The sequence below is a fragment of the Streptomyces sp. NPDC007971 genome (assembly GCF_042958635.1).
GTDB lineage: Bacteria > Actinomycetota > Actinomycetes > Streptomycetales > Streptomycetaceae > Streptomyces.
In genome coordinates this window covers 102,669-121,625 of record NZ_JBIBJK010000009.1, presented here as the reverse complement: position 1 = coordinate 121,625, position 18,957 = coordinate 102,669, and the positions used below count along the sequence as shown (strand labels likewise).

Sequence of the window (18,957 nt, the reverse complement as noted above, 5' to 3'; positions counted from 1 at the left end):
GCACTTTCGCGGCGGCGCGCGGGTCAGCCCGTGGCGTCGGCCTCGGCGGACAGCGGTACGTCCCAGGCCAGTTGGCGGATCAGCTCGTCGTCCGGGCGCCGGGCGCCGGGACCGGCGGAGGCGTCGCGCGAGGGAGTGTGCGTGCCGCGGGAGATGCCGCCGCTGACGCTGATGTTGTGCTCCGTGCGCGGGCGGCGGTACTGCTCGTAGAGGGTGAACGCGGAGTGCGGATCCGGCGCGTCCCGCAGGCACTTGGCCAGGACGACGGCATCCTCCAGGGCCATGGAGGCGCCCTGCCCGGTGGCCGGGGACGCTGCGTGGGCCGCGTCGCCGACGAGCAGGACGCGGCCCGTGTGCCAGGCGGTGCCGAGCGGCATCTCGGTGGCGTTGGTGACCATGATGCGGTCGGCGCAGGCCGCGACGATGTCGGCGGCGGGGGTGGAGTCCTTGCGCAGCAGGGCGAGAAGCTCGTCGCGGCGGTCGGCGGCGGTGCGGTAGGCCGGTCCGTCGGTGGGCAGCGGCTCTCCCCCGATGCGGGCGAACCAGTACGTCTCCCGCTGCGGCGAGACCGCGAAGCCGAAGGCGGACTCACTGCCGCGCACCATGGTGATGGTGCCGGTGGTGTCGGTCACCGGAGCGTCGTGCACATATCCGTAGAAGACGCGCTGGCCCGCGTACCGGGGTTGCGGGGCGCGCCCGAAGATCTGCCGGCGCACGGTGGAGTTCAGTCCGTCCGCGCCGATGAGGAGGTCCGCCACCGCGCTGCTCCCGTCGGCCAGGTGCACGGTGACGCCTTCGGGGCCGTCCGTCACGGACACCAGCCGGGTGCCGTGGCGCACGGGTATGCCGCGCCGGACGGTCTCCGCCTGCAGGGCCGAGTTCAGCTCGCCGCGGCGCAGGCAGCGAAAGCGCAGGGCCGGGTCGTCCGCCTCGCCCAGCGGGGCCCGGACCGCCTCGGATCCCTGGCTGTCGAGCAGGCGCAGCGAAGTCAGCGGAAAACCGATGGCCGTGACGGCGTCCGTGGCGTCCAGTTCGGCGAGGGCCCGCATGCCGTTGCTCGCCAGGGTGAGGAAGGCGCCCAGGTCCTCGGCCGCGTCGTGATGCGCCTCCAGGACCGTGACGTCGAAACCCGCCTTGTGCAGGCCCAGCGCTGCCGCCGTGCCCGCGATTCCGCCGCCGACCACCAGGACGCTCGTCGCCGCCATCCCTGTCACACTCCGCTCCCGCCGTCGCTGTTGGCTGCGTCCATCTAAGGGCAGTGCCGGTTGCGTGGAGAGTGGCGGGGGCCGAGAACCGGACACGGGAGCGGGGGTCCGAGGAAGGCGGCGCCCGAAGAAGGCAGCGCCCGAGGAAGGCAGCGCCCGAGGAAGGCAGCGCCCGAGGAAGGCGGAAAGGTGGTGCGTGTCCGGTTCCCGGCCGGATCGTGCCGGGCCCGGCCGCGCCTGCCCGCCCGGCGGGTCCCGTCCTCGGGCGCTATGCGGCGAGCTGCTGGTACATGGCGGCCACGTCCTCGGCGAGGGCGCCCTTGGCCCAGCGGGTGAGGTCGTCGCCCAGTACCTCGTACGCCCCCGCCTCGACGCCGTCGAGCGCGGCCACGGCGATGTCGTGGGCGTTCGCCTTCGGCGCCTCGATGCGCGCCGTCATGTCCGTGTCGACGTAGCCCATGTGCAGCCCGGTGACCTCGATTCCGCGGGGCCGCAGTTCCAGGCGCAGGCCGTTGGTCTGGGACCACATCGCCGCCTTGGTGGAGCTGTAGCCGCTGCCGTCGGAGAACCAGGAGAGCACGGAGTGGACGTTCAGGATGTGACCGCCGCCGTTGCGCTCGATGACCGGTGCGAAGGCGCGGGTGAGCAGGAGGGGGCCGTAGTAGTTGATCTCGAACTCCTGGCGGATGGCGTCGAGCGGCGCGTCCAGCAGCCGGGTGCCGGTGGCCACTCCGGCGTTGTTGACCAGCACGGTCACGTCCTGCGCGCGCTCGGCCGCGGCCGCGACGGAGGCGGGATCGGTGACCTCCAGGGCGAGCGGTACGGCGTCGGGGTGCGTGACGGTGCGCGGGTCGCGGGCGGTGGCGTAGACCTTCGCGGCGCCGCGTGCGTACAGCTCCTCCACCAGCGCCTTGCCGAGGCCCCGGCTGCCGCCGGTGACGAGGGCTACGGAGTTCGCGAGTGCGGTCATGACAGTCTCCAGACAGGTGAAACCGATCGGTTTCCCACATCGTAAACCGATCGGTTTCCTCCGTCCAGCCACTCCCTGCACCCACCGCCACGCCTACGCGCTTCTCGAAGAACCGACGGGTTTCTCCGGAGTCCGGCGCAACCACCCGTCCGGATGTAGCGATCATGACAACGAGGGGTAGGCATGCCCCATGGGCTTGTGCCGGCTGCTCGGCCAGCTCCTGAACACCGGCCTGGGTGGCTGTCGAGAGGCGGCTCATCGGCTCAGGGAGGTCCTCGTGACGGCAACGGTGCGCGACGCGGTCGTCCGGTTCCTGCGGGACACCGGCATGACCACCGTCTTCGGCAACCCGGGCTCCACGGAGCTGCGCATGGTCCGCGACTGGCCGGACGACTTCACCTACGTGCTCGGGCTCCAGGAGTCCACCGCGGTGGGCATGGCGGCCGGACACGCCCTCGGCACCCGTGGCGCGGCCTTCGTCGCACTGCACTCGGCCGGCGGGCTGGGGCACGCGCTCGGCGCGGTCTTCAACGCCTTCCGCGACCGCGTGCCCCTGGTGATCGTGGCGGGCCAGCAGGCGCGCTCGCTGATCCAGCTGCGGCCGTTCCTCGGCGCCGACGAACCGGCCCTGTTCCCGCGCCCGTACGTGAAGTTCGCCCGGCAGCCCGAGCGGGCCGAGGACGTGCCGGCCGTGCTCGCCGAGGCGTACCGGATCGCGATGACGCATCCGCGCGGGCCGGTCTTCGTCTCCGTGCCCGAGGACGACTGGGACCGGCGCGCCGCACCCGTCGTGCCACGCACGGTGCACTCCGCGTTCACGGCCCGGCCGGAGGTCCTCGCCGCGCTCGCCGACCGGCTCGGCGCCTGCGCGCGCCCGGCCCTGGTGGTCGGCCCCGGCGTCGACGACGAGGACGCGCTGGACGAGGTGCGGGCGCTGGCCGAGCGGCTGCGCGCCGGGGTCTGGATCAGCCCGCTGTCCGGGCGCTCCGGGTTCCCGGAGTCGCATCCGCTGTTCCAGGGTTTCCTGCCACCGGTCCCCGGGCCGCTGGCCGCGCGGCTGGCGCCGTACGACGTGGTGGTGGCCCTGGGTGCGCCGTTGTTCACCTACCACGTGGCGGGCTACGGACCGCTGCTGACGCCGGACACCGAGCTGTTCCACCTGGACTGCGATCCGGGCCAGGCCGCCTGGCTGCCCACCGGCACCAGCATCGTGACGACGCTGCGCCCCGCGCTGGCCCGGCTCGCCGCACTGCTGAAGGAGGCGGACCGCGACCCGCCGCCGCCACGGCCCGCACCCCCGGCGGCCCCCGGCAAGGGACCTCTCACCCCGGAGCTGTTCTTCGACCTGCTGCGCCCACGGCTGCCGCGCGACCGGGTGCTCGTCGAGGAGGCGCCCAGTCATCGCGACGCCCTGCACGCCCGCGTGCCGGTCGACCTCGGCGGGGGCTTCCTCACCACGGGCAGCGGGGCTCTCGGCTGGGGCCTGCCCCTCGCGGTCGGCCGGGCGCTCGCCGACGGCCGCCGGGTGCTGTGCGTGGTCGGCGACGGCTCGGCGCTGTACTCCGTGCAGGCCCTGTGGACCGCGGCCCGGCACGCGGCGCCCGTCACCTTCGTCCTCCTCGACAACGGAGGGTACGGGGCCGTCCGTGCGCTGGGCCGCCGGATCGGTCTCACGCACGTCCCCGGCACGGACATCCAGGGCGTCGACTTCACGGGCCTCGCGCAGTCCTTCGGCTGCCCTGCGGCCCGCGCCGAACACGCCGCCGAGCTGCCGGCCGCCCTCGACCACGCCCTGGGCCGGGACGACGACGCGGGCCCGTTCCTGCTGCACGTACGGGTGACCGGCAGCGTCGGCACCCTCTACGAGCCCTGGGCCGGGTGAGCGATGCTGCGCCTCGGCTCCGTGAGCCGGCGCTACGGCGACCGTCCCGTCCTGGACGGCATCAGCCTGACCGTGCCCGACAGCCAACTGCCGTGCGTCGTCGGTCCGTCCGGCTGCGGGGTCCACACTGCTGCGCACCATCGCCGGGCTGCTGCCCGCGCACGAGGGCACGATCAGCGTCGACGGCACCCGGGTGACCGGCGTACCCGAGCGGCTCGCCGTCGTCTTCCAGGAGTACGGCCGCTCGCTGCCGCCCTGGCTCACCGTCCGCGACAACGTGGCCCTGATTCGTGGTTCTGCGCACCAAGGCGGGACGAGCGCTGCGCAACGACGCGTGAGGGCAGGGCATCCTGGTGGCGTAGGTCGAACCGGGGAGGTGCCGGCATGCGGTGGTGGACCGGGGTGTGGGCGATCGCCACGGTGGTCGTGCTGCTGGCCGGGTGCGACGCACCGCGCGGCGAGGGTGCGGGCGCACGCACGGGCGCGAGCGGGAGCCGGACCGGCGGCACAGGGCCGTCGGGGGGCGCAAGCACAGGCAGCCGGCCGTCGGAGGGCGGGAGCGCGGGCACTGGTGCGTCGGGCGGCAGCTCGACTCGGCCGTCGCCCTCGGCCCACACCGCTTCCTCGCCGTCGGCCTCACCCTCGGCGGGCCGGTGCGCCGCGGGACATGTGGAGGTCGCCGTCTCTCCCGGTGACCCGGTCCGGCGGAAACTGTGCGTGCGGCCCGGGACGGTGGTCACGCTCGTGCTGCGCCCCCGCGCGGACGACAGGCGGTGGACCGGGGTTCGGAGTTCGGCCCCTGCCCTCGTCGTGCCGTCCGGCTGGCGCCCGGAGCCGGACGGCACCGCACGCACCACCCTGCGCTGCGCGGGCACCCGGGGCGGTGCCGCCCGGGTCACCGTCGCCGCGAAGGCACCCGACGTGGCAGGTGCTCCTCAGGGAGTCTTCGCGCTGGACGTGAGCGTGGTGCCGTATCCGCAGAACGGGTGACCCTTTGGCAGAGGGCCACCCGTTCCAGGCTGGACGGACCGGTCATGGCCCACCCGTTCCCCCAGCCGCACGGGCCGGTCAGTCGAGGTCGCGCAGCCTGATGGCCTGGATGCCCCGGCCGTGGGTGGCCGCGTACAGCATGCCGCCGTCCGGACCGGCCTTCAGCTGGAGCACGGCGACGGCAGGGAGCCGGCCGACCCGCTCCCACTTCGTGTGGCCGGGCGCGCGGAGGACGACGCCGAGATCGGTCGCCACGGCGAGGCCGCCGTTCGCCGTCACCAGCACGGAGTCGGCCGGCACGTCGGGGAGGTTCGCCGAGATGTCCTTCCAGGTGGTGCCGCCGTCCGTGGACTCGAAGACATGGCCGACGCCCGCGCCCGGGCCCTCGGTCCAGTGCCGGGAGAAACCGTTGACCGCGAGGAAGACGTGGCCGGCGTTCTTCGGGTCGACGGCGAAGCCGCTGAGGTAGCGGTTGGGTACGGTCCCCTCGACGGGCAGGCTGATGTCGTGCCAGCCGGTGCCGTCCGCGTTGCCGACGGCGATGCCGCGGGCGAAGCCCTGGTTGTTGCACGGTCCGCACCAGGCGGCGTAGATCTTCCCGCCGGAGGCCGCGACGGCGGTCGCGACACGGCCGGTGCCGAAGTCGTGCACGCTGGTCCACTGCGCACCGCTGCGGATGGCGTAGCCATGGGTCTGCACCCAGATGTGACGGCCACCGGCGATCCAGGTGTTGCCGTCCTTCAGGTCGGTCGCGAGCGGGGCGATGAAGCGGGCCTCGCTGGTGGCGTTGTCGGGCGGGGCGACGCCGTAGGAGGTGGCCTTGTTCGGGTCGGTGGCCCAGCTGCCGTCATTGACGGCGCAGTTCTGGGTGACCTGGACGGCGAGGTAGACGTACTCCTGGGCGATGTCGCAGCCGTTGGCGGGGTCCGTGAGGGTGTCGCCGCCGTCGCCGCCGAAGTCGGAGCCCATCACCTTGTCGTCACCGCGCAGGACGGACTGGCCGTTGTCCTGCAGGCCGCCGGTGACGGACAGGCCGCCGTGGTCGAGGTCCCTGCCGATGCCGACGGAGTAGTACTGGAGGGTGTCGATGGTGCCGTCGTTGAGGGACGTCCAGTCGGTGGCGTGTCCGGAGGCGTCCTGGGAGCCTTCGACGGGGCGCTTGTAGACGCCTCCGTCGTTGCCGACGTACACATAGGACCTGCCGTGGAAGCGCCCGATGGCGACGCCGTGCTGGTCGGAGTGGGTGGTCTGATGACAGTCACCGGTCTGCCTGGAGGGGTCGATGCTCCAGCAGGAGAAGGGGAAGTTCCAGTACGGGCCCACGGTGGACCAGGTGCTGCCGCCGTCCTTGGTCTCGTAGACCTCCTCCAGACCGGCGTACAGGTGCTGCGCGTCGCTCGGGTCGACGGCGAGGAACTGGTTGTACCAGGCCTGGACGCCGGGCATGTATCCGGCCGTGGTCAGGGCCGAGTTGTCGGCGGCGAGCCCCTTGTAGTCGGCGATCTTCGTCCACGGTCCGGTCGGTGAGCCGGACTTGGAGACGTAGATGCCCTCCAGGCCGCTGTCCGGGTTGGTGCCGAGTTGCTCCGGGGACTGGTCGATGGCGTAGTAGCGGGAGCCGTCGGCGGAGCGGGCGAAGGTGACGTTGCCGACGTTGTCGGCGTCGGCGGGCAGGTCACCGAGACCGCTGGTGATCCGGGTCCAGGCGCCGTTCACCTCGGTGTAGAAGCCGTTGTAGTCGTCGCCGCTGCGCCAGCCGACGGCGAGGACGACCTTGGACGGGTCCTTGGGGTCGATCGCGATGTCGTTGGCGATGTTCTTGTACGGTGCGTCCGGGTCGTCGGCCTTCGAACCCTTGGGCAGGAAGTCGGGGTTGGGCGCGAACTCCAGCTTCCAGGGACCGCTCAGCCGCTTCGTGGAGTGGCTCCACACGCCCTCGCTGGTGGCCGCCCACACCTTGCCGCCGCCGAAGCGCAGCTCGTGGATGGTGATGCTCTCCAGCTCGTCGCCGCCGACCCGGCGGCGCGGGGAGAAGGTTCCGTGGTGCGGGTGGGCCAGGACGTAGACGCCGCTGCCGAGGTAGGCGTCGGAGTTGGTGGTGGCCTCGCCGGTGCCCAGCCACAGCCGGCCGGCTCCGTCGAGGGCGAGGGCGCCGGTGGACTGCGCGGGAAGCCGGTCGCTGATGGGCTGCCAGTGGCCGCCTCCGGTGCGCGAGCGCCATACTCCGCCGCCGGCGCTGCCCGCGTAGACGTAGCCGTCGTCGTCGGCCGCGAGCGCGGCCATGCGGCCGGTGACGTCGCCGGATCCGCCGCTGGAGTTGGAGTCGATGTCGCGGTAGCGCGGGTCGTCGGAGTCGTACCGCAACCCGGTGACGTGGCGCCATTTGCCGCCGGTCTGCGGGAGTCCCTGCAGACCGCTCCAGGCGGCGCCGTACGCGCCCGGCGCCACGACACCGGGCGAGGTGCGGGCCTCGGCGTACTGGTCGGCGCCCTCGGCGATCTCGTCCGCCTCGTTGCCGTCGTCGTCATCGGCCTGGACCCGCGGGGACTCGGCTCCCGCCGACTGGTGGCGGGCCTTGGCGAGTTGACCGAGCGTACGGACTCCGAAGGGGGCGGCGCCGCCGCGTCCGGAGGCGGTGGACGGGGGTATCGCGACGAGCGCGGCGGACGCGGTGAGCGCACAGACGGTGAACCACCGTCTTCTGCGGATGGGCAAGGACACCAGGACCTCCCAGGCGGGCATCGACTCTGCCGACGCAGGAGACCCGACCACGCGGGCGTGGAAACGTCCGCCACTTGACCCACACTTGACACGTACCTGCCAGTAGTTGCCCGTCCGGTCCGCGTCGCCCCCCGCCGCTCATCCCGCGCGAGGGTCGCGCAGCGGGGCTGCGGCGGCACCCGCCCGCTCCTGGGTGCGCAACTGCCCGACCGTCTTGAGCAGACGGTCGGCGGGCCGGCGCAGCCGGGGATGGGCCAGGACCGTGTTCCGCAGGCCGCGCACCGGCCGTCGCCACAGCCGCTGGGCCACCGCCACGGGGTGCGGGCGGGCGGCGAAGCCCTCCCCGACCCGCAGCTCGCGGGTCTTGAGCCAGTCCTTGTACTCCTTGTCGCCGCGCCCCAGGTCCACCAGGGTCACCCCGTGCCGGGCGGCAGCCTCGGCCGTCCTCAGATGCATCATCAACCCCGGTGAGTAGTACTGGAGGTCGGGGTCGTACGCGGTGAACCAGGCGGCCAGGACCGTGCTGGAGCGGGGGCCGAAGTGGGCCGCCACGGGACGGTCGCCGGCGTAGAGCACGGACAGCACGCCGGTGAAGTGCTCCTCGCGGACATGGAAGAGGTGGTCCACCAGGTCGACGATCCAGTCCCGCGAGAACCGGTCCATCCGTCCCGTCCTGCGGTACTGGGCGGACTTCCACCGCATGAGCGTGTGCAGGATCCCGGGATCGCGCTCGTCGAACTCGAAGCGCACCTCGCCGATGTCCCTGCCCAGGCGGCGCTCCTTCTTCAGCGTCGTCTTGGCCAGCCCCGGGTAGGCACCGCGCAGCCAGTCGGCATATCCGCCGTCGCCGGGCTTCACGTCGATCACCGGCGAGGCGAAGGTGCCGGTGACGTGGGGGGCGAACGGCCGCTGCTCCTCGACGAGATGGTCGAACTCGAAGATGCTGAGCCCGCAGGCGCGCAGCAGCTCTCCGGCGTCCCAGGTGACGCCGGGCCGGTGCACGAGCGCCTGGCAGTCGGAGAGCCCGAGTCCGACGGCCCGTCCCGTGCCGAGGGGGCTGCGCTCGTAGGGGAAGAAGCCGACGGGCTCTCCGCCCTCCCGCAGGATCGCGACCCGGACGCCGCCACGGTGACGGCCGACTCCGATGGTGAACTCCGGTGCCAGAAAGGGGTTGGCGTACTCGGGTGATTCGTCCATCGCCCGGTGCCAGGCTCCGCGCAGGGCGGAGGTCAGATCACCGGGTCTGTGGATGGTGATCTCCACCTCAGGCCGACCGCCCTTCCGCCGGCCGCGCGCAGGTTCTCTCGCGTGCGGCACCAGCCGGTGCGGCGTGTGGACCGTGGCTCATGGATCGCATGGGCGATCACTCCCCCCATGACGCGCCGTGCGCGTCCTGCCCTTGCTGCCGATGTCTGCCCATCCCCGCCGTGCGCCGGTACCCAAACGTCCCGAAACCGTACGCACATCGTCCAAGGGTGCCTCAGGCGACGGATGCTCCGCCATGGGTCTGCGGACATCGGTGATGAGTCAGGACGGATGGAGTAAAGTTCACGCCCCCCGCGCGCCGGTCGGCGCGCCGGACACGCCCCCTTCGGCCGGGAAGGGCGCGCAGACGCTGCTCCGCGGGGTCGGGGCACAGCAGACGCCCCTCGGGCGCGTCGGCGCACAGCAGATGCAGGTCAGTCGCGTCGGGGCACGGCGGACGTTGCGCGGCCCCGGGCGCGTGTCAAGGGCGTGGCTCAGCCCGGTCGGCGCCCCAGTTGCTCGGCCCCGGGCGCCATGTCCTGCGTGCCGATCACCGACAGCAGTTCCAGCTGGGCGGCGCCCTCGGTGCCGGGCGGGGCGCTGAACCACAGCAGCCGCTGGCGGCCGTCCTCGCTGAACAGGTTGTGGCAGTCCACCTCGATGACACCGAGCGCGGGATGGACGATCCGCTTGTGGTCGGTACGGCGCAGGGCCACGTCCCGCTGTTCCCAGAGCGCCTCGAACTCCTCGCTGCGGCGGCGTAGTGCGGCGACGAGCCGGCCGACCTCGGGGTCCCGGGCGCGCCGGGCGGCGACCGCCCTCAGGTCGGCGACGAAGACCCGGGAGTGGTGCGGGTGGTCCTCGACCGGGTGGATCGCGCGGGCGCCGGGATCGGTGAACCAGCGGTGGACGAAGCTCGCCTCGGGTCCGCGGACGGCCGGGGGCGGGCCGAGGAGCGCCCGGGCGAGGGGGTTCTGCACGAGGGTCTCGTGCAGGTCGTTGATGACCTGGGCGGGGGTGGTGGTGAGCCGGTCCAGCAGGCCGACCAGGGCGGGCTGGGCCTGTGCCGCGGTGCCGTGGGCGGTCGGCGCGGGGCGGTCCGCCAAGTGGAAGAGGTGATCGCGCTCGTCGCCGCTCAGCCGCAGCGCGCGGGCGAGCGCGGCCAGCACCTGTGCGGAGGGCTGGGCCCCGCGACCGCGCTCCAGCTCGGTGTAGTAGTCGGCGGAGAGCCCGGCCAGCTGGGCGACCTCCTCGCGTCTGAGTCCCGGCACCCGGCGACGGGGCCCGACGGGCAGGCCGACGTCTGGGGGGCGGATCCGGTCGCGGCGGGACTTCAGGAAGGCGGCGAGCTCCGATTGGTTCACCTCTCCATGGTCACTCCGGCGACGGCGCGGAACCAGGGGTTGCCGACCCCAGGGTGAGCACAGCCGTGGCTGGCGGCGGACCGGCCGCCCAGGCTGGAGACATCCACCGGGCGACACGCCCCGCTGCCACGGGAGATCTCATGTCCACCGACACGTCCGCAACCATGTCCACCGACACGTCCGCTGCCATGTCCACCGAAGCACCGACCCCCTCGGCACCCCGCGTCGCCGTCGTCACCGGCGGCTCCCGCGGCATCGGCCGGGCGACGGTCGAGCGGCTCACCGCCGAGGGATACGCCGTGGTGGTCGGGTACGCGGGCAACCGCGGCCTGGCCGAGGCCGCCCCCGAGGAGGCCGTCCGGGCCGGCGGCCGCGCGGTCGCCGTCCGCGCCGACGTCGCCGACGAGGCGCAGGTGGCCGCGTTGTTCGAGACCGCCGCCGACGAGTTCGGCGGAGTCGACGTCGTGGTGCACACGGCCGGGCGGATGTACCTCGCGCCGATCGCCGATCTGGATCTGGCGGAGCTGGACGCGATGCACCGCACCAACATCCGCGGCACCTTCGTGGTGGCCCGGCAGGCGGCCCGGACGCTGCGCCGCGGTGGCGCGTTCGTCACCTTCTCCACGTCCGTGGTGGGCCTGTCCTTCCCCGCCTACGGCGCCTACAGCGCCGGCAAGGGCGCGGTCGAGGCGCTGACCATGATCCTCGCCCGCGAGCTGCGCGGGCGGGACGTCACCGTGAACTGCGTCGCCCCCGGGCCGACGGCCACCGACATGTTCCTGGACGGCAAGGACGAGGAGACCGTCGCCAGGCTGGCCGCCCAGCCCCCTCTGGAGCGCCTCGGCACGCCCGCCGACATCGCCGAGGTGGTGGCCTTCCTCGCCTCCCCGGCCGGCCACTGGGTCAACGGCCAGATCGTCCGCGCCAACGGCGGCATCGTCTGACCGGCCCTCACCATCCGCCAATCCCTCTGACGCATCGTCAACCCAGGAGAATCATCATGCCGTTCGCGAACTTCAAGGTCCCTGCCGGAAGCCTGGACGAGAAGCTGAAGGAGCTGATCGTCACTCGTACCACCGATCTGTACGCCGAGATCTACGGCGAACGCGCCCGCGCCACCACGCTGGTCCTCGTCGAGGAGGTCGCCGACGGCGGCTGGGGCATCGGCGGCGGTGTGCTGACCCTGGCCATGATCCAGCAGCCGTCCGAGGAGTGACTGGCGCCGGCCGCCCCGCACCACCACAGTGGATCACCGTCCGGAGCACCACGGCATTCATGAAAGGTGGTACGTCATGTCCTCCTCCGAGCCCGTCGTCCCGATTCCCGCCGAACTGCTGGCCGCCATGCCCTTCGCGGCCGGGCTGGGCATCGAGTTGCACGAGGCCACGGCCGAGCGCACGGTGGGCAGCCTGGCGTGGTCCCCGGAGATCTGCACGGTGGGCGGTGCCGTGCACGGCGGGGCACTGATGGCGCTGGCGGACAGCGTCGGTGCGGTGTGCGCCTATCTCCATCTGCCCGAGGGAGCGGCCGGCACCTCGACGGTGGAGTCGAAGACCAACTTCCTGCGGGCGGTCACCGCGGGGCGCGTCCACGCCACGGCCCGCCCCCTGCATGTCGGCGGCACGCTCATGGTGGTGCAGACGGACCTGCGCGACGACCGGAACCGGCTGGTCGGCCAGACCACGCAGACCCAGATCGTACTGAGGAAGAAAACCGACTGAGCGACACCGAGCCGAAGGCCGGCCCCGCCACCGCAGGGGGCCGGCCTTCGTCGTGCCTGGGCGGGTTCCCTTCCGCCGTATTGACATGAACCTGCGTCAACCCCGAGGCTTCGTGCTTGAAGTTGCTCGATTGAAGCTCGTTTCGAGCGCTTCCGCGCAGAAAGCGCAAGAACAGTCAGTCCGCGAAGGTGCGATAGGAGCTGTTCCGCCGTGCGAAGACTCCGACACCGTGTGCCGTGGCCGTCCTGGGTTCCGCTGGGACTGGCGGCCGCCCTGGCCGGGACGGTGCTCACCGCCCCGGCACCCGCGGCGGCCGCCACGACAGCGGTCGGCGCCGTGCTCGACTCCACTCACAGCAACGTCGACTGGCAGAGCCCGGTCTACGCCAAGGGCACCGGCGGCGGCACCGAGAGCTGCCCCGATGCCGCCGCCGACCCCGACAGCAAGGTCTGCGACCGCTTCGACCTGACCGTCTCGGTGCCGGACGGCTACTGGGACGACAACCCCGAGGGCGGCGTACCGCTGTCGATCAAGTGGGAGAAGCCCTCCGACGACTTCGACCTGTACGTCTACGACGACCACGGCAAGCAGGTGGCGTCCAGCGCCGGCACCGCCGATCCCGAGGCGACGGTGATCCCGCGGGCCTCGGGGACGTACCACGTCCTGGTCGTGCCCTATGACGTGCACGACAACTCGTTCACGGGGACCGCGTACCTGCCCGCGACCACCGACGCCGGGAATCTCACGTCTTTCTCGGGCCGCGAGGGCAGCTACACGATCGGCGCGGGCACGCTCACGGCCCGCGCGGACTTCCTGACGGGAGGTCAGTTGCGGCTCCAGGCCGATCCGTCGGGCTCACTGAGCGACCCGGCGGGCACGGCCATCGTGCGCAGCGAGCCCGCGCTCCAGCGGCACACCTCGTCCTTCGACGCGGGCGACTACTACGGCATCCGCTCCCCCGAGGCCGTGCTGCGGGTGTACAAGATGCCCCTGCGGTTCGGCCTGTACAAGCCCGACAACCGCACCCGGATCTGGCAGGAGGACAAGCCGCTGCGCTGGTCCACCGGCGGGATGCGGCAGAGCCTCCAGCGGGGCGCCGACGAGCAGTTCTTCGGCGGCGGCGAGCAGAACGGCAGTTTCTCGCACCGCGGGCAGACCATGTACGTGGCCAACAGCTTCGACTGGAACGAGGGCGGCTACAACAACTCCCAGCCGTTCTACCTCTCCAGCGCGGGCTACGGCGTCCTGCGCAACACCTTCGCACCGGGCGTGTACACCTTCGGCTCACCGGTGACGACGGGCCAGCAGGAACGGCGCCTGGACGCCTACTACTTCCTCGGCGGCCCCAAGCAGGTCATCGGCAAGTACACGGCGCTGGTGGGCAAGCCCTTCATGCCTCCCGTCTACGGCCTGGAACCCGGCGACTCCGACTGCTACCTGCACAACGCCAACCGGGGCGAGCGGCACACCCTGGACGCCCTGAAGATCGCCGACGGCTACACCCAGCACCAGATGCCCCTGGGCTGGATGCTGGTCAACGACGGGTACGGCTGCGGGTACGAGAACCTGGAGCAGACCGCGAAGGGCCTCGACGACCACCACGCCCAGCTCGGCCTGTGGACCCAGGACGGCATCGACAAGCTCGCCGACCAGGTCAAGGCCGGCCAGCGAGTGGCCAAGCTGGACGTGGCCTGGGTGGGCAACGGCTACAAGTTCGCGCTGGACGCGTGCGACGCGGCGAAGAAGGGGATCGAGGACAACAGCGACGCGCGCGGGTTCGTGTGGCTGCCCGTCTCCTGGGCGGGCGCCCAGCGCTGCGGAGTCCTGTGGAGCGGCGACCAGAAGCTGTCCTGGGACTACATCCGCTGGCAGATCCCGACCTATGCCGGGGCGACCATGTCGGGCATCGCCTACAACACCGGCGACGTGGGCAGCATCTACCGCCACGACGCCAAGATGTACGCCCGTGACCTCCAGTGGAAGGCGTTCCTGCCGGCTGTCATGACCATGGACGGCTGGGCCAGCGACATCACCACGGGCAAGCCGGCCGACCAGCAGCCCTGGCTCGACGGCGAGCCGTACACCTCCGTCAACCGCAAGTACCTGCAGCTGAAGGAACGGCTGCTGCCGTACATGTACACCCTGTCCGCCGAGGCGGCGAAGACGGGGGTGGGCGCGGTGCGCCCGCTGTGGCTGGAGTACCCGGACGATCCGGACACGCTGGGCGCGCAGGCGAAGTACGAGTTCCTGTCCGGCCGCGACTTCCTCGTCGCCCCGGTCTACCAGGACTCCGACACTCGTGACGGGATCTACCTCCCCAAGGGCACCTGGACCGACTACTGGACCGGCCGCACCTACCGGGGTCCCCTCACGCTGAACGGCTATCACGCGCCGCTCGACACGCTTCCGCTGTTCGTGCGCGAGGGTGCGATCGTCCCCATGTGGCCCCAGGGGACGACCAGTTGGCAGACCCGTGACCGGCACGAGCTGGACTGGGACGTGTATCCGTCGGCGCACGGCACCAGTCGCTACACGCTCTACGAGGACGACGGCGTGACCCGCGACTTCGCGAAGGGCTCCGCCGCGACCCAGCGGGTGTCGGTGCATGCGGACGACGGGGGGACCACCGTGTCCGTCGGTGCGAGCCGGGGCGCCTACACGGGCAAGGTGGACGCGCGGACGTACCGGTTCACCGTGCACGGCACCGGCGCACCCGCACGGGTCGTGGTGAACGGACGTCAACTGGCGCGCACCGCCTGGTCGTACGACGCCGGCACGCACACCACCACGATCAGCACGCCGAGCCTGCCGCTCGACCGGGGCTTCGGTCTGCGACTGGTCGACGGGAGGTAAAGCGATCGTATGGTCTAGTCCAAAGAGCAAGTTGGTCTAGTCCAACTCATTGACGTGACCCCAACACCTCCCAGAGCCTGGGGCAACTCCCCACCCCACCCCTCTGGGAGGCACGCAATGAGACCTCTTCGGGCATGCCTGGGTGCGGCGGCCGCCGTGACACTGGCGGCCGCCGGCACCACCGCACTCGTCGCGGGCAACGCCTCGGGCGCAACCACCGCGCTGGACAACCGGTGGTACGCCGCAGCCCCCTACCTGATGCCGCTGGACAACGACCCGCCGGACCCGTCGGCCATCATGGACGCCAGCGGCCTGAAGGCGTTCCAGCTGGCCTTCGTCCTCGCCCCCAACGGCGGCGGCTGTTCGCCCACCTGGGGCGGAACCGCGCCCGTCTCCTCGGACACCGCCGTCCAGTCGATGATCAGCACGATCCGGAGCAAGGGCGGTGACGTCTCGGTCTCCATCGGCGGGTACGGCGGCACCAAGCTCGGCCAGACCTGCTCGGACGCGGCCTCCACGGCCGCGGCGTACCAGCAGGTCATCACCAAGTACGGGCTGCACGCCATCGACTTCGACCTGGAGGAGCCGGAGTACGAGAACAGCGCGGCGATCGCGAACGAGATCGGCGCCGCGAAGATCCTGCAGCAGAACAACCCGGGCCTGTACGTCTCCGTGACCACGGCCGGCACGGCGGACGGCACCGGCTGGTTCGGCAAGCAGATGCTGCTGGAGGCCAAGTCGCAGGGGTTCACCCCGAACAACTTCTCCATCATGCCCTTCGACGGCGGCTTCAACGGGGCGGCGAGCCAGACCAGCGCCCTGACGAACTTCAACTCGATCCTGCAGTCCACCTTCGGCTGGGACCAGGCGACCGCCTACGCCCACGAGGGCTTCTCCGGCATGAACGGCCGCAGCGACAGCGGCGAGTACTTCACCCAGGCCGACTTCCAGACCGTCCTGGACTACGCCACCAGCCACCACATGGACCGGTTCACGTTCTGGTCGCTGAACCGCGACCGCCAGTGCACGCCGCCCGACAACGGCGGCCGCACGTCGGGGACCTGCTCCAGCGTGGCCCAGAACTCCTGGGACTTCGCGAAGTACTCGGTGCAGTTCGCGGGCGCCACCCCGCCCAGCACCACGCCCACACCCACCCCGACGCCGACGCCCACCTCCTGCAAGGGCGCCTGGAGTTCGACCGCGGTGTACACGGCAGGGAACGAGGTCTCGTACAACAAGCACAACTGGAAGGCCAAGTGGTGGACCCAGAACGAGACGCCCGGCGCCTCGGAGTGGGGCCCCTGGCAGGACGAGGGCGCCTGCTGAACCTCTTGACGCGTCTGGTTCAGACCTCTAGCTTCACGGGTCACCGATGAACAAGGATGCGTCCAGTGTTCACAAACCTGAACATCGGGCGCATCCTTCCGACGGAAGGACCCCCCACGTGTCCCGTTCCCGGCTCCTGGCGGCCCTGGCCGCCGCAGGCCTCGCCCTCGGCCTCACCGCGCTCACCGGCGGCAACGCGGACGCGGCCGACCCGCATGTCGCGCCCGGCGGCAACTTCGACCTGTCCGTCTGGCAGCTCCAGGAGCCCGTCGGCTCGCCCGGCTCCCCGACCACGATCCCCTCGTCGCGGCTGCAGGGCGCGAACGGCTACCAGGACGCGTACTTCTACACCGACACCCGTGACGGGGCGATGACCTTCTGGGCTCCCGAGAAGGGCGTCACCACTCCGAACTCCCACTACGCCCGCTCCGAGCTGAGGGAGATGAATCGCAGCGGCAGCCCCGCGGACTGGGCGCTCAAGGGTTCCCACCGGCTGAACGCGACCCTGCGGGTGGTCTCGGTGACCAAGAACGTCTGCGTGGGCCAGATCCACCTGGGCTCCGGCGGCTCGTCCACCAAGCCGCTCCTGGAGCTGTACTACCACGCGAACGGCGACATCGTGCTCGGCACCGAGAACTCGCCGTCAGGCGGCCAGACCCCGCACCCCGTGGGACATGTGCCCGTCGGGAAGACGTGGAGCTACACCATCGCCGTCTCCGGCGGAAACACCATCGACCTCACCGTCAACGGCACCACCACCCATTACGGCATACCGTCGTCGTTCTCGCCGTACAAGCAGTATTTCAAGGCGGGTTCCTACAACCAGTCCTCCTCGGACAGCACCACGCAGGGAGCCCGCGTGGCCTTCTACGGACTGACCGTCTCTCACGGCTGACACGCCCCGCGACCTGCGCGACTGGTGCAACCGGGCGGACGGTCGTAGCGTCGAGATGCAGGTAGCGGTACACGCACGACGGGCGGAGCGGCCATGCGCGGATCACTGGTGGCAACGGCGGTCACCCTGGCAGCGGGAGTCCTGCTCACCGCTTCCATGACAACAGCCACGGCCAGCCCTCCGGCGGCCGCGGACCCGAAGACCGAAACCCGGCAGCCCGTACTGGTCGACTGCTTCTCGAAGCGCAACGTCCGCCCGACCGACTTCATTCTGGCCTGCGGTGACGGCAACAGCCGCCTGGTGGACCTGCACTGGACGCAATGGAGCCCGTACGGCGCCACCGCCGTGGGCATGAACGCGGTCAACGACTGCAAGCCGTACTGCGCGGCGGGCACCTTCCGGTTCTACCCGGTGACCGTGCGCCTGGACCGTCCGCAGTCGTGGAAGAGGCATCCGGACGTCCAGCACTTCACCCGGATGAGCCTCACCTACGGGAACGCCCGGCCCGCCAGCTTCAAGCAGGTCATGACGTACCCGCTCTGGAACTGACCCCTTCCGCCGCGCGCGGCCCGGCCCGTCACCCGGGCGGGCCGCGCGCGGCGGCGTGTCCTGGGCCGCGCGGGCGACCCCCCGGCCCGGGCTCCGGCGGCCGGTGACCGGTGCACCGTCATCGTTGTGTGGCCCCGCACGCCGGCGTCCCGTGCGCCGTACGAAAAGAGGTCACATGCCCCGACTCTCCCGCCTGGCCACGGCCGCCACGGCCACACTCGTGCTCGGCGTGACGGCGGCGGCGCCCGCCAGCGCCCACGAGCCGCTCATCACGGACTCGCGCACCGTCGCCCACTTCGGGCTCGCCGCCGGGCAGACGCCCGAGAACATCGCCCTCGAACCCGACGGCTCCGCCGACCTCACCTTCGCCCTCGCCCGTCAGATCGCTCACGTCACCGCCGACGGAAAGACCCGCGACGGCCGGGTCCGGGTCCTGGCGACCCTGCCGGCCGTGGCGAAGGCGGAGACACCCGTCGTGCACCGCGCCGTCGTCACCGGCATCGTCCGCGCCGCGAACGGCACCCGGTACGTCTCCTACGCGACCGGCACGCGCGAGACGGGCATCTGGCGCGTCCCCGGCAACGGCGGCGCGCCCGTGCAGATCGCCGAGCTGCCGCGCGACGGGCTGCCCAACGGCCTGGCCCTGGACGAACACCGCAACATGCTCTACGCCGCCGACTCGGTGCTGGGCACCGTCTGGCGCGTGGCGGCGTCCGGCGGCAAGGCCACGGCCTGGGCCAAGGGCACACGGCTGCAGCCGCTGACGGCCAACCCCGGCTCCAGTTCCGGGTACGGGGCCAACGGCATCAAGGTGCACCGCGACGCGGTATGGGTGTCCAACTCCGTGCGCGGGACCCTGCTGCGCTTCCCGCTGCGCGCGGACGGCTCCGCGGGCCCGGCCGAGACGCGGGCCACGGGGCTGGCCGGCATCGACGACTTCGCCTTCCCGGGTCACGGGAGCAGCGTGCTGGCCGCGCTGAACGACACCAGCCAGGTCGTGCTGGTGCGCCGGGACGGCACCCGCACGGTCGTGCTGACCCCGCGGGACGGGTTGTCCAACCCGGCCTCGGTGGCCGTACGCGGCCGGACCCTGTACGTGCCCAGCGGAGCGTTCGTCACCCGGCAGGACCCGAACCTGCTCCTCGCCCGCCTGCGGTACCCGGCCGGCCGTCTCTGAGGCCTGTCCACGGCCCGCTGCTCGCCGCGACCGGTGCGCCCGGTCGCGGCGAGCAGCCG

15 protein-coding genes are annotated in these 18,957 nt (G+C 71.9%); 10 read left to right on the top strand and 5 right to left on the bottom strand.

Annotated features, from left to right (window positions below):
• Nucleotides 1–23: 23 nt before the first annotated feature.
• Together ACFZCP_RS20375 and ACFZCP_RS20370 are read right to left on the bottom strand one after the other, a co-directional pair.
• Complete coding sequence (locus ACFZCP_RS20375; protein WP_391428500.1) at nt 24–1,205, bottom strand: FAD-dependent oxidoreductase; 1,182 nt, start codon at nt 1,203–1,205, stop codon at nt 24–26.
• Between the two features lie 268 nt (nt 1,206–1,473).
• Nucleotides 1,474–2,175 carry an SDR family oxidoreductase gene (locus ACFZCP_RS20370; protein WP_391428498.1) on the bottom strand — a complete coding sequence of 234 codons (702 nt, stop codon included), beginning with the start codon at nt 2,173–2,175 and terminating at the stop codon, nt 1,474–1,476.
• A 277-nt stretch (nt 2,176–2,452) separates the two neighbouring features.
• Here ACFZCP_RS20370 and mdlC point away from each other — a divergent pair, with 277 nt between their 5' ends.
• Together mdlC and ACFZCP_RS20360 are read left to right on the top strand one after the other, a co-directional pair.
• On the top strand, nt 2,453–4,057 hold the full coding sequence (gene mdlC, locus ACFZCP_RS20365) for a benzoylformate decarboxylase (RefSeq protein WP_391428495.1): 1,605 nt from the start codon (nt 2,453–2,455) through the stop codon (nt 4,055–4,057).
• Nucleotides 4,058–4,774: 717 nt separating this feature from the next.
• Complete coding sequence (locus ACFZCP_RS20360; protein WP_391428493.1) at nt 4,775–5,047, top strand: acetyl-CoA synthetase; 273 nt, start codon at nt 4,775–4,777, stop codon at nt 5,045–5,047.
• 78 nt (nt 5,048–5,125) lie between these two features.
• On the opposite strand, the gene ACFZCP_RS20355 is transcribed toward ACFZCP_RS20360, so the two are convergent.
• The 3 genes from ACFZCP_RS20355 to ACFZCP_RS20345 all read right to left on the bottom strand — a co-directional run bounded on the left by ACFZCP_RS20355 (nt 5,126) and on the right by ACFZCP_RS20345 (nt 10,377).
• Complete coding sequence (locus ACFZCP_RS20355) at nt 5,126–7,768, bottom strand: glycosyl hydrolase (protein ID WP_391428491.1); 2,643 nt, start codon at nt 7,766–7,768, stop codon at nt 5,126–5,128.
• Between the two features lie 138 nt (nt 7,769–7,906).
• On the bottom strand, nt 7,907–9,031 hold the full coding sequence (locus ACFZCP_RS20350; RefSeq protein WP_391428489.1) for a GNAT family N-acetyltransferase: 1,125 nt from the start codon (nt 9,029–9,031) through the stop codon (nt 7,907–7,909).
• A gap of 476 nt (nt 9,032–9,507) precedes the next feature.
• Nucleotides 9,508–10,377: a helix-turn-helix domain-containing protein gene (locus ACFZCP_RS20345; protein WP_391428487.1), complete on the bottom strand. Its 870-nt coding sequence runs from the start codon at nt 10,375–10,377 to the stop codon at nt 9,508–9,510.
• Nucleotides 10,378–10,565: 188 nt separating this feature from the next.
• On the opposite strand from ACFZCP_RS20345, the gene ACFZCP_RS20340 reads away from it, so the two are divergent.
• The 8 genes from ACFZCP_RS20340 (at nt 10,566) to ACFZCP_RS20305 (ending at nt 18,898) form a co-directional block, all read left to right on the top strand.
• Complete coding sequence (locus ACFZCP_RS20340) at nt 10,566–11,321, top strand: SDR family oxidoreductase (RefSeq protein WP_391428954.1); 756 nt, start codon at nt 10,566–10,568, stop codon at nt 11,319–11,321.
• Between the two features lie 56 nt (nt 11,322–11,377).
• Complete coding sequence (locus tag ACFZCP_RS20335) at nt 11,378–11,593, top strand: tautomerase family protein (RefSeq protein WP_362700159.1); 216 nt, start codon at nt 11,378–11,380, stop codon at nt 11,591–11,593.
• Between the two features lie 76 nt (nt 11,594–11,669).
• Nucleotides 11,670–12,098 carry a hotdog fold thioesterase gene (locus ACFZCP_RS20330; protein ID WP_391428484.1) on the top strand — a complete coding sequence of 143 codons (429 nt, stop codon included), beginning with the start codon at nt 11,670–11,672 and terminating at the stop codon, nt 12,096–12,098.
• A gap of 210 nt (nt 12,099–12,308) precedes the next feature.
• Nucleotides 12,309–14,951: a TIM-barrel domain-containing protein gene (locus ACFZCP_RS20325; protein ID WP_391428481.1), complete on the top strand. Its 2,643-nt coding sequence runs from the start codon at nt 12,309–12,311 to the stop codon at nt 14,949–14,951.
• Nucleotides 14,952–15,068: 117 nt separating this feature from the next.
• Nucleotides 15,069–16,277, top strand: coding sequence for a carbohydrate-binding protein (locus ACFZCP_RS20320; RefSeq protein ID WP_391428479.1), 1,209 nt, complete (start codon nt 15,069–15,071; stop codon nt 16,275–16,277).
• A gap of 118 nt (nt 16,278–16,395) precedes the next feature.
• Nucleotides 16,396–17,172 carry a polysaccharide lyase family 7 protein gene (locus ACFZCP_RS20315; protein ID WP_391428477.1) on the top strand — a complete coding sequence of 259 codons (777 nt, stop codon included), beginning with the start codon at nt 16,396–16,398 and terminating at the stop codon, nt 17,170–17,172.
• A 93-nt stretch (nt 17,173–17,265) separates the two neighbouring features.
• Nucleotides 17,266–17,721, top strand: coding sequence for a hypothetical protein (locus ACFZCP_RS20310; protein WP_391428475.1), 456 nt, complete (start codon nt 17,266–17,268; stop codon nt 17,719–17,721).
• Between the two features lie 175 nt (nt 17,722–17,896).
• Nucleotides 17,897–18,898: a hypothetical protein gene (locus tag ACFZCP_RS20305; protein ID WP_391428473.1), complete on the top strand. Its 1,002-nt coding sequence runs from the start codon at nt 17,897–17,899 to the stop codon at nt 18,896–18,898.
• Nucleotides 18,899–18,957 lie beyond the last annotated feature (59 nt).

Coding starts and splice junctions, on each gene's coding strand:
- ACFZCP_RS20310 (WP_391428475.1), top strand. CDS start 17,266: ATGCGCGGATCACTGGTGGCAACGGCGGTCACCCTGGCAGCGGGAGTC.
- ACFZCP_RS20375 (WP_391428500.1), bottom strand. CDS start 1,205: ATGGCGGCGACGAGCGTCCTGGTGGTCGGCGGCGGAATCGCGGGCACG.
- ACFZCP_RS20305 (WP_391428473.1), top strand. CDS start 17,897: ATGCCCCGACTCTCCCGCCTGGCCACGGCCGCCACGGCCACACTCGTG.
- ACFZCP_RS20370 (WP_391428498.1), bottom strand. CDS start 2,175: ATGACCGCACTCGCGAACTCCGTAGCCCTCGTCACCGGCGGCAGCCGG.
- ACFZCP_RS20335 (WP_362700159.1), top strand. CDS start 11,378: ATGCCGTTCGCGAACTTCAAGGTCCCTGCCGGAAGCCTGGACGAGAAG.
- ACFZCP_RS20330 (WP_391428484.1), top strand. CDS start 11,670: ATGTCCTCCTCCGAGCCCGTCGTCCCGATTCCCGCCGAACTGCTGGCC.
- ACFZCP_RS20340 (WP_391428954.1), top strand. CDS start 10,566: ATGTCCACCGAAGCACCGACCCCCTCGGCACCCCGCGTCGCCGTCGTC.
- ACFZCP_RS20320 (WP_391428479.1), top strand. CDS start 15,069: ATGAGACCTCTTCGGGCATGCCTGGGTGCGGCGGCCGCCGTGACACTG.